Source organism: Aldersonia kunmingensis (assembly GCF_001646865.1).
Classification (GTDB): Bacteria; Actinomycetota; Actinomycetes; order Mycobacteriales; family Mycobacteriaceae; genus Aldersonia; species Aldersonia kunmingensis.
The window spans coordinates 1-10,544 of record NZ_LRRB01000003.1 but is presented as its reverse complement, the minus strand read 5'-3'; the positions used below and the strand labels follow the sequence as shown (position 1 = coordinate 10,544).

Here is a 10,544-nt window from a genome sequence, read left to right as displayed (position 1 = left end):
GGGCGACCGTGATCACCTTCACCGGATCGCCCACGAAGGACTGGTCGGAGGCGGTGGACGCAGATTCGGCGGTATCGGAGTCGTCGCTGCAGGCAACGAGACCGAGGCCGAGGCCGAGCGCGACCGCGACGGTCAGCGGTCTGGCGAGCTTGTGCCGTTCGGGCATTGGATTGATTCCTTCCGAGAACCGCGCTGAGCGCGAAGAACACGTGTGAGGTGGTTCACAGTACGCCAGCGTAGCCTAAAGCCGTTAGGTTCTTTGCACAAGCCCCTGTCCGACGTGATCGTGGGGCGACGCCCGTGGGAGTGGTCCGGCGGCAACCCCACTGGTGTGACCCTTGACACTGATTCGTATTACAGATAACGTCATTTGTAACGTTGATAACCAGTTCACAAATCTGCGGATCCAACCCCCGATCCGCTCCTCGGCGATAGGGGCGCAATGGCCCACGTGATCACCCAATCCTGTTGCAGCGACGCAAGTTGTGTACCGGTCTGTCCGGTCGACTGCATTCACCCGACACCCGGCGAACCCGACTACGGGCGCGCCGAGATGCTGTACATCGACCCGCAGACATGCATCGACTGCGGGGCGTGTGTCGATGTGTGTCCGGTTGAGGCCATCGTCGCCGACTTCGATCTGGATGCCGACCAGGAACGGTTCGGTGAGCTCAACGCCGCGTACTACGCGAGCGGGCGGCCGGAACCGGCACCGGATTCGACCCCGGCCACCGTCGTCGAACGGATGGACTCGAACGCGCTGTTGCGGGTCGCGATCGTGGGTTCGGGCCCCTCGGCTTGCTATGCGGCAGAAGAACTCTGCGCTCAGTTGGGTGCCGGGGTGGAGGTGTCGATCTTCGAGAAGCTTCCGACCCCGTTCGGGCTTGTCCGGTTCGGCGTTGCACCCGACCATCAGTCGACCAAGGCCGTCGCAAAAGCGTTCGCGCAGACGGTCGGTCGGCGAAACGTCGACCTGTACCTGAACGTGGAGGCCGGCCGCGACCTGACCCACGAGGAACTACTCGAGCACCACGATGCAGTGATCTATGCCGTGGGAGCGCCGAAGGACCGGAGTCTGAACATTCCGGGCGAGGACCTCGCCGGCAGTCACTCTGCCACCGAGTTCGTCGCCTGGTACAACGGCCATCCCGAGTACGCGGACGCACGGTTCGATCTGTCCGGCGAGCGCGCCGTGGTCATCGGCAACGGCAATGTGGCACTCGATGTCGCCCGCGTTCTCGTGACAGACCCTGCGGACCTCGCCCGCACCGACATCGCGGAGCATGCGCTCGAGGCGTTGTCGCACAGCCGGATCAGGGAGGTTGTGGTCGTCGGCCGCCGCGGACCAGCGCAGGCGGCCTTCACCACCCCGGAACTACTAGGACTCGGGACGGTCCCCGGCCTTGCAGTTACCGCGGAGAATGCTGCACTCGGCGATCGTGTGCACGACGACCCCATCGTCGCGATGAAAACCAGCCTGATCGACGAATACGCCATGCGCTCGAAGGAATCCGCGCAGCGCCGGATCAATTTGCAATTCCACCGTTCACCCGTCGAGATACTCGGAACGGACAAAGTGGAAGGCGTTCGCTTCGTGCGCAACGGTCTTTCCGCTGGGTCGGATTCGGCATTGGTGGCCGAGCCGACGGGGGATTTCGACCAGCTCGAATGCGGCCTGGTGCTGCGTTCGGTCGGTTACCGGAGTGTCGGCGTGGCAGGACTCCCGTCCGCCGGACCCGGTTCCACTATCGAGAATGCCGGCGGGCGGGTACTCGATCCGGCCACCGGTCGCGTGGTGCCGCGGGTCTACACGGCAGGTTGGCTGAAGCGAGGACCGTCGGGAGTGATCGGGACCAACAAGTCCTGCTCGGCGGAGACCGTCCGCCACCTCGTGGCGGACTTCCGATCGGGCCTTCTCGCCGCACCCCGGCGGGGCCGATCCGATCTGGCCGATCTCGTGCAGCGGCGGCAGCCGGATTGGCTCGGCTACGCGAACTGGAAGGCGATCGACGCCCATGAGCGCGCCGCCGGGCGCGCCGCAGGCAGGCCGCGGGCGAAGCTGGTCGATATCGATGCGATGGTGACGATCGCCAGGCATGCGACGAATCCTGTTTGTGCAGAACCGGAACGAGAAAGACAATTGACCCAAATTATCTAATGGCATAAGATAAAAAGCAGTCCCAGGGCGGTTCGGCCAACTATCGCAAGGCCCCGCTCGAGTCCCGCGTCGCACAGCCGATTGGTGCGGCTGGACGCGAAAAAAACATCACACGAAAGAGGAAATCTGATGAAGCTTGAGGGCAAGGTCGCCATCATCACCGGCGCTGGATCCGGACTCGGGCGCCAGGGCGCACAGCTGTTCGCGAGCGAGGGCGCACGGGTGGCCGTCGTCGACATCGACGGCGAACGTGCCGAGCAGACAGTGAAACTGGTCGAGCAGCAGGGTGGTAGCGCGATCGCGGTCACCGCTGACGTCAGCGACGAGGCCGCCGTGTACGGGGCCGTCGAGACGACGGTTCAAGAATTCGGGAAGCTCGACATCATGTGGGCGAACGCCGGCGTGGTGTCCCGCGGCGGTGTCCCGTCCGTGGCCGGCGGCGAGCAGGTCGAGTTCCAGGACCTGACCGACGCCGACTGGCAGCATGTGCTAGGTGTCAACCTGAGTGGTGTCGTGTACTCGTGCAAGGCGGCCGTGCCGGCAATGCGGGCAAACGGCGGCGGCACGATCCTGGCGACGTCCTCGGCGGCGTCATTCGCCGCGTACCACAGCATCGCGATGTACTCGGCGACCAAGGCGGGCGTGAACGGACTCGTCCGCGGCCTGAGTCTCGACCTCGGTCGCTATGGCATTCGCGTGAACGCGATCGCCCCCACTCACGGCATGTCACCCAACTTCCTGATGGAAGCGGGTGCGCCGGTGGTCGGTCAGTCCTACGAGGAGTCGGCCGGACCGTGGGATGCCGGCGTGTCGCCGATCCCGCTCAAGCTGCGGCGTCCGCCCTCGCTGGTCGACAACGCCAAGGTTGCCCTATTCCTCGTCTCGGACGATTCGGCCTACATCTCCGGGCTGACGCTGCCCGCCACCGACGGTGGAACGCTGTCCCGGGTCGCCATGACCTTCGAGGAAGACGCCCCCCAGCCGGGATTGCTCGGCGAGTGAACCCGAGCGCGACGATGCCGAATACCGATGCGGAGAATCCTCCGGTCTCGCTCACGATCGATCGGCAGGCGTGTGCTGGACATGGACTGTGCTACGGGGAAGCGCCCGAACTTGTCGACAGCGACGACCAGGGCTACCCGCTCGTCCTCGTGGACCCTGTTCCCGCAAACGCGCGCACGCACCTGCGTGCCGTCGTCGATATGTGCCCGGAACGGGCGTTGAGCATCGTTGCATCACCGAAAACAGAAGGCTGAGAACGTGACCGTTACAGACCTACCCGAGAACCTCGTCGTCGATTTCGACGTCTACGACCAGTCGCTGGCCATGCCCGTGGACGTGTTCCAGGAGCGTGCCGCGGCACTTCGCGAACGTGGACCGGTGGTCTACTCCACGGCCCACGGCGGACACTGGATCGTGACGCGGTACAAGGAGATTCACGAGGTCCTGCGCGACCCCGAGACCTTCTCCAGCTACCCGAACAACCTCGTGAACGCGGGCCAGGGGAAGTTCATCCCCATCGAACTCGATCCGCCCGAGCACACCTACTACCGTCATGCGCTGCAGCCACTGTTCAGCCCGAAGCGGATGAAGGAGCTCGAGCCGCAGATTCGAGCGGTGGTCAACGAACTCATCGACGAGTTCGCGGCCCGCGGACACGCCGAGTTCATCACCGAGTTCGCACACGAACTACCAACCCGGGTGTTCCTTGCGCTGATGGGCTGGCCGCTCGACGACGCGGCGATGTTCACCGAAGCGACCGATATCGCACTGCAGGGGATTCCCGGCGCGAGTGAGGCCGAATCGGCGAAGGCGCGCGAGGATGCCGCCAACCAGATCTTCGCGTACTTCGGTGCGATCGTGGCAAGGGTGCGCGCCGGCGAGGATCTGGGGGACAGCCTCACCGCACAGATCATCAACACCCCGATCGAGATGGCGGACGGGGTTCGGCTGCTGACCGACGAAGAGCTTTACCGGATGTTCTTCCTGCTGCTCATTGCGGGCCTGCACACGGTGCAGGGTTCGTTGGCATGGGGGATCGTGCACCTCGCCAACAATCCGGCGCAGCGCGCCGAGATCGTCGCCGATCCGGAAATGATCCCCACCGCGGTCGAAGAGATTCTGCGGATCGAAGCCGCCGTGATCGCCGGTCGCCGCGCCACCAAGGATGTCGAACTGGGCGGTGTTCGTATCGCCGAGGGCGAGCAACTCATCGTGATGCTGTGTTCGGCGAACCGGGACGGCACCGAATTCGACGAGCCCGACAAGCTGCTCGTGGATCGGACGCCGAACCGGCACCTGTCGTTCGGAGCCGGACCGCATCGCTGCCTCGGCTCCCATCTCGCCCGCATCGAACTCAACATCGCAATGGCCGAGATTCATCGCCGCCTGCCCGATTACGCACTGGTACAGGATGATCCGCCGATCATGCACGCAACTCAGGTACGCGGTTGCGTCCGGCTACCGATCACTTTCACACCCACTAACTGACCGAAACGTCGGGAGCGAATCGACCGCTCGTCGTCGAACACGATTTGGAGAATCATGGCACTCAGCGTCGGGTCCGCCCTGAAGTGGTGGGCCGCAACGAAGCCGGACGAGCGTGCGATTGTCGTCGCCGACGAGACGGTCACGTATCGGCAACTGCAGGATTGGACGAGCCGCGTCGCGCGACGCATCGCGAGTGCCGGCATCGGGCCCGGACAGCGCGTGGCGGTGTTGTCGCCGAACTCGGTGCAGTGGCCGGTCGCGGCACTCGGCGTGCTGAAGTCGGGCGCGGTGCTGGTCCCGCTCAACAGCCGGCTCAAGGGCGCCGAACTGCACAAGGTGATCACCGAGGCCGGTGTCGATCTCGTCTTGGTCGCAACGGGATTCGACGATGAACTCGACGAGGCGAAACGCCGCGGGGCCGAGTTCGGGCGGATTTCGTTCGAGGATATCGACGCCCTGCGCAACGGCGATGCCGATGACTACCGGATCGACCGGGATCCCGACGATCCGGTTGCGCTGTTGTTCACGAGCGGGTCGACTGGACTCCCGAAGGGCGTGATCTGCACCAATCGCACACTGCTCAACATCGTCTTCGAGGCATCGCTCACCGAGGAAGGACTACGCCCGGGTTCGCGGACGTTGCTGGTACTGCCGCTGGCGTTCACGCCGGGACTCGTATGGGGCCTGGTGATGTCGATCGTGCTCGGCGGCACGATCGTGGTGGAGCGCGAACTCGATCCCGCGCGCGCGGTGCGAATTCTCGAGCGAGAGTCGATCCAGGCGATTTTCGGTGTGCCACTGATCTTCCAGGCCCTCGCGGGCGCGTCCGAGTTCGCTGATGCCGACCTGTCGTCCCTGCGGACGGCCATCGTCGGCGGCGCCGCGGTCCCGGTTCCGCTCCTCGAGGCGTGGGCGGCCAAGGGCGTCGCTCTGCGGCAGATCTACGGCATGACCGAGGCCGGTGGCGTGGCGACCGCGACGCTCGAGTCCGAGTCCGCGCAGCATCCCGACACCTGCGGTTCGGGTTCGATCTTCACAGAGTTGAAGGTCGTGAACGCCGAAGGCACCGAATGCGAACCCGGCGCAGAGGGGGAGATCCTGCTGCGTGGTCCCGGCGTCACTCCCGGCTACTGGGAGGCGCCCGAAGCCACCTCGCAGGCACTGCGTGACGGCTGGCTGCATAGTGGTGACCTCGGCAAACGTGACCCGGACGGGCGGTTGATGTTCGTCGACCGGCTGAAGGATCTGATCATCTCGGGTGGCATCAACATTTCACCGGTCGAGATCGAATCCGTCATCTCCGGATTCGGCGGCGTCGAGGAGGTCGTGGTGATCGCGGCGAAAGACTCGCGATTCGGTGAAACACCCGCAGCGATCGTCACCGCCGCAGGCGAACTCGGAGCGGAGTCGATCATCGCCGGCTGTGCCGAGGTGCTAGCCGACTACAAGGTTCCTCGCTATGTCGTCGTTCGCGACGAACCTTTGCCGCGGCTGCCGAGCGGCAAGCTGGACAAGGCCCGCATTCGAGTGGAATACGACGACGTTGCCGATCGATTCGAAAAGGTCCGCTGACCGAATTAATCGGACCGCGGTTGGCGTCGCAACCGACGCAGAACGTGTACCGTCACTTGTAACGCCTGGCTCGTTTGGGTCGCGGACACGGAAGGTATCTGGAGACGGCGATGGCAAGAAGGAAGAGCACCGGCGTGCTGAGCTCCGACGCGGAGGCCGCTCGGCTGCAGATCCTCGATGCGGCCCAATCGTTGATCCTCCGGTACGGGATGTCGAAGACGACGATGGAAGACATCGCGCAGGCCGTAGGGGTGTCGCGCCCCACCGTCTATCGGTACTTCCAGGATCGCGACACCCTGATCACCGAGTTGATTCGGTGGCGTGCGCACCAGACACTCGATCGGGGTCGAATGTTCTTGCTGGAGTGCGAGACATTCGAGGACTCCCTCATCGAGGGACTCATCTTCCTGGTGTACGACGGCATCCGGGATCCGGTCGTGCGGATCCTCGTCACCCCCGAACGTGTCGGCGGCGAGTCGTGGATCGACACGATTCCCCTCGCGACGAGCCTCACCAAGGAGCTGTGGGGGCCGATATTCGACGAGGCCAAAGCCCGCGGCGAGATGCGTGACGACATCTCCACCGACGAGGCCTGTGTGTGGATCACCCTGGTACAGCTGATGCTCGTTCCGCGACTGGACAAAGCGGAGCCCGACGATCCGGAAGTCCGGCAGATGATGCGACAGTTCGTGTTGCCCGCGTTCATGCCGCACCCGGCCGAGCGAAAGGCGCCGGCCCGGCGTTCGCGTCGCCAGCCCTCAAAAACGTAACAAGGGGCGCGACTCCGTCAACGGCTCAGCAGCGCCGGCACCAGGAACTGTCGCAGCTTCTCGCGGAAGCGGTCGAGCGCATCCGCATCGTCACGTTCCTGGCTGATGTACATCATTTCCAGCTCGGAAATCCACTCGCACAACATCTCCAGGTCGATATCGTCGCGGAGTTCACCCGCTTGCTGAGCTTCCCGCAAGATCGGCTCCCATAGTTCGCGGGTCAACTCGAGGGCTTTGCCGGACGTCGTCAAGAGCGACGTTGCCAGCGTCATCGCGTCGGGTGACACCAGCAGGTGCATCACCGGGTCGCGGTGACCCCTGCGCACGTTCTGGCAGATGCCTTCGACGATCCGCTCTTCGAGAGTTGGCCACTGCGCGATGTGGGCCCGCGCCGGTTCCATGTTCATCCTGGCCCGTCGGACAACAGACTCCAGAATCAGGCTGTCACGGTCGGCGAAATATCGGTACACCGTCGCGCGTGACATGGCGGCGCCACGGGCGACGTCCTCCATCGTCGTCTTATTGATGCCGAATCTTTCGAAGCACGCCTCGGCGGCGGTCAAGATCTTCATCCGTACGTCGGCCGAACCGTCGTTGTCGGTCTGTTCCACCCTCGTACCGTATCGCGAATCAGCCGCGATAAGACGCTAGACAGTGATTGTCTCATGTGTCATTGTGGAGGCATGCAGCGCGACGAGAAGATCAGGCTCACGCAGCGGCTCATCGCCCACGTGGACAACGACACCACCGACTACGCGGACGACCTGCTCCGCGTGCCGTTCTCGGTGTTCAACGACCCCGAACTCGCGGCGAAGGAGCGCGACGTCGTGCGGCGATTCCCGCACATCGTTGCCCACGTCGACGAGCTCACGAAGACCGGTGACTTCCTCACCACCGAACTGATCGGCACCCCGCTGCTCGTTGTGAAGCAGAGCGACGGCAGCGTCAAGGCCTTCTCGAATGTCTGCCGGCACCGCGGATCCAAGGTCGAGTTCGGTGAGTCGGGCTGCAAGCGCGTCTTCGCTTGCCCGTACCACAACTGGTCCTACGGCAAGGACGGTGCGCTGCGCGGACTCCCGCACGCCGAGGGCTTCGAGGGCATGGACCGCAACGAGTACGGCCTCGTCGAGTTCCCGTGCGAGGTCCGGCACGGCCTGGTGTGGGTGGTACCCACGGTCGGCGCCGACCTCGACATCGCCACGGTTCTCGGCGCCAAGCACGACGCGGAGGTGACCGATACCGGCATGACCGACTCGTACCAGGTGCGCAAGGAGACCTGGAAGCTGGACATGAACTGGAAGATCGCCGTCGACGGCGTGCAGGACTCCTACCACCTGTGCCAGTTGCACACGAAGACCGTGTGCAACTACCTCGAGGGCAACATCACCGCACTCGACGTGGTGGACCGGTCGTGGCGACTCGTGGTGGCGCGCAAAGCCATCACCGAGGTTCGCGACGCCGACCCGGACAGCTTCGACGTCCGCGACTACTCGCTCGCGAACTACACGATCTACCCGGGCACGATGCTGGTCACCGAACCGAACCATTTCGAGATCTGGACCATCGTCCCGGACAAGGACGATCCGAACGTCAGCTACTGCACCATCCGGTTGCTGTCCCCGAAGGAGCCCGAGACCCCACGCGAGGAACGGATCCTCGAGAAGAACTGGGACCTGCTGATGGAGACCCTGCATGCCGAGGACTGGTTGGTCACCAAGACCATCACCGAGAACGCCGCGTTCGGACAGGTCGACGAGTTGATCTACGGCCGAAACGAGTTGCCCGGACAGCTCTTCCACAACATGGTCGCCGGCGACGTCGAGGCGCTCGACCGCGAACGCGCCGCGCAGCTCGCTGCGGCTCGGTAACCCGATGACCGACCTGCTTCGGGACGCTCCCGCATCGGGCGTACTCCGGTTGACGCTGAACCGCCCGGACGTGCGCAACGCGCTCTCCCTTGCCCTGCAGCGGGAGCTCGACGCGGTGCTCGCCGACGCCGCCGGCGACGACGACGTCCGCGCAGTGATCGTCACCGGTGCAGGTCCGGACGCCTTCTCCGCCGGTTACGACCTCACCGAACTCGCTGCGATGTCGGCCGAGGCGACCATGGACGCGATGCTCGAACGCGAGGAGCTGCTGTGGCGCTACCTCATGTTCCCGAAACCGACCGTTGCCGCCGTCGCCGGTGCGGCGCATGGCGCGGGGACCATCATCGCTGCATGCTCCGACCTGCGGGTCGGGGGACCGGCGAGCCGGTTCACCGTCACCGCCGCCCGCTACGGTGGGGCGAACCTGACTTGGCTCCTGGACAGCCTGGTCGGTGCCGGGCAGACGAGGGACCTGCTGATGACTTCACGGGCCGTCGGGGGCGACGAGGCATACCGGATCGGCTTGCTCACTCGCTACGCTGCGGACGGTGATGTCGAGGCGGCGGCCCTTGCCGCGGCGATCCAGCTCGCCGAACAGCCGCCGGAGGCGCTGCGCGAGATCAAGGCGCTCCTGCTCGGCGGCCACGGACGGGACTTGCGGGCGCGCTACGACCGGGAGAATGCCGTGTCCCGCAGCACGCTGCGTCCCCGCCCGATCGCCGATCTTTTCGCCGGGTTCTTCTCCCGTGATCGGAATGGGGTGTCGGCCCGATGAAGGATGACAACCCAACCCAATCGACTGCAACGGTCGATATCTGGAACCCGTCCTGGGACGACCCGTTCTGCCCGACAACCGATTCCGGCGACGAGTACGCGGACCTGATCGAGGCTCTACGCGAGGTCCAGGAAGCGGTCACCCGCAGTCGCCCGTCGCCGTCGGGCGCCGCCGGGGCAGCAGATGCACTGCGCGTGATCGCGCGACTAATGCGGGAGTTCGAGGTCGACGAGGACGCCCAGATCTCGGGGAAGCGCTGGGATCTTGCCGGCCACGGACAGGCACTCGCGCCGAAGTTGCACATCGACATGGTCACCGAAACCACCGCGTCCGGCCGGGTGACGATCGGGCGGTTCCACTCCGGCCGGTACGCAATGAACGGCGGGGTCACGCCACTGATCTTCGACGAGATCCTCGCCCGGTTGGCGAACAGCGCGGGCCGGCCCTGGGGCCGCACCGCATATCTGAACGTGAACTTCCGCGCGCCCGCGCCGCTGCATGCCGAACTCGACGTAACGGCCGAATTCGTTGGACAACAGGGCCGCAAGCGCTTCATGCGCGGCACGATGTACCACGGCGACGTCCTCGTCGCCGATGTCGACGGGCTCTGGGTGGAACTCAAACCCGAACAGACGCAGAACATCTCGAAAGACCTGGAAGGAAGCAACCGATGAGCGGATTCTCGCTGCTGGACGGCGTGCGGGTCCTCGAGGTCGCCCAGTTGGCGCCGGCCTCGCTGGGCGGGCACCTCGCTGACCTCGGCGCCGAAGTGATCAAAGTCGAATCGGCCACGGGCGATCCCGTCCGTGTCGGGGGCAGTCGGGCGATCGGCGATCCGGACGGACCGGCCTTCATGCACCTGCGTTGGAACCGCGGCAAGAAGTCGGTCGTCCTCGACCTGCGCAGCGTGG

11 protein-coding genes are annotated in these 10,544 nt (G+C 65.0%); 10 read left to right on the top strand and 1 reads right to left on the bottom strand.

Annotated features, from left to right (window positions below):
* The first annotated feature begins 442 nt into the window (after positions 1–442).
* The 6 genes from A8G08_RS00450 to A8G08_RS00425 all read left to right on the top strand — a co-directional run bounded on the left by A8G08_RS00450 (position 443) and on the right by A8G08_RS00425 (position 6,990).
* Positions 443–2,158: an FAD-dependent oxidoreductase gene (locus A8G08_RS00450; RefSeq protein ID WP_068268866.1), complete on the top strand. Its 1,716-nt coding sequence runs from the start codon at positions 443–445 to the stop codon at positions 2,156–2,158.
* A 129-nt stretch (positions 2,159–2,287) separates the two neighbouring features.
* Complete coding sequence (locus A8G08_RS00445) at positions 2,288–3,160, top strand: SDR family NAD(P)-dependent oxidoreductase (protein WP_068268864.1); 873 nt, start codon at positions 2,288–2,290, stop codon at positions 3,158–3,160.
* A 14-nt stretch (positions 3,161–3,174) separates the two neighbouring features.
* Positions 3,175–3,414, top strand: coding sequence for a ferredoxin (locus A8G08_RS00440; RefSeq protein ID WP_068268870.1), 240 nt, complete (start codon positions 3,175–3,177; stop codon positions 3,412–3,414).
* 4 nt (positions 3,415–3,418) lie between these two features.
* Positions 3,419–4,648, top strand: coding sequence for a cytochrome P450 (locus A8G08_RS00435; protein WP_068268863.1), 1,230 nt, complete (start codon positions 3,419–3,421; stop codon positions 4,646–4,648).
* A 54-nt stretch (positions 4,649–4,702) separates the two neighbouring features.
* Positions 4,703–6,220 carry a class I adenylate-forming enzyme family protein gene (locus A8G08_RS00430; RefSeq protein ID WP_068268859.1) on the top strand — a complete coding sequence of 506 codons (1,518 nt, stop codon included), beginning with the start codon at positions 4,703–4,705 and terminating at the stop codon, positions 6,218–6,220.
* A 110-nt stretch (positions 6,221–6,330) separates the two neighbouring features.
* Positions 6,331–6,990, top strand: coding sequence for a TetR/AcrR family transcriptional regulator (locus tag A8G08_RS00425; RefSeq protein ID WP_068268857.1), 660 nt, complete (start codon positions 6,331–6,333; stop codon positions 6,988–6,990).
* 17 nt (positions 6,991–7,007) lie between these two features.
* Here A8G08_RS00425 and A8G08_RS00420 read toward each other — a convergent pair whose 3' ends face one another.
* Positions 7,008–7,562 (bottom strand): TetR/AcrR family transcriptional regulator, encoded by a 555-nt coding sequence (locus tag A8G08_RS00420; RefSeq protein WP_068268867.1) that lies wholly within the window; start codon positions 7,560–7,562, stop codon positions 7,008–7,010.
* Between the two features lie 111 nt (positions 7,563–7,673).
* Between A8G08_RS00420 and A8G08_RS00415 the strand changes: the two genes are divergently transcribed.
* The 4 genes from A8G08_RS00415 to A8G08_RS00400 form a co-directional block, all read left to right on the top strand.
* Positions 7,674–8,858, top strand: a complete 1,185-nt coding sequence (locus tag A8G08_RS00415; protein WP_068268855.1) for an aromatic ring-hydroxylating oxygenase subunit alpha — start codon at positions 7,674–7,676, stop codon at positions 8,856–8,858.
* Positions 8,859–8,862: 4 nt separating this feature from the next.
* Positions 8,863–9,633, top strand: a complete 771-nt coding sequence (locus A8G08_RS00410) for an enoyl-CoA hydratase/isomerase family protein (RefSeq protein WP_068268853.1) — start codon at positions 8,863–8,865, stop codon at positions 9,631–9,633.
* Positions 9,630–10,307, top strand: coding sequence for a PaaI family thioesterase (locus A8G08_RS00405; RefSeq protein WP_068268852.1), 678 nt, complete (start codon positions 9,630–9,632; stop codon positions 10,305–10,307). Before A8G08_RS00410 ends, A8G08_RS00405 begins: the two co-directional genes overlap by 4 nt.
* Positions 10,304–10,544: CoA transferase (locus A8G08_RS00400; protein ID WP_187344410.1), on the top strand; the 241-nt coding region annotated here is incomplete at its 3' end. The genes A8G08_RS00405 and A8G08_RS00400, both read left to right, overlap by 4 nt.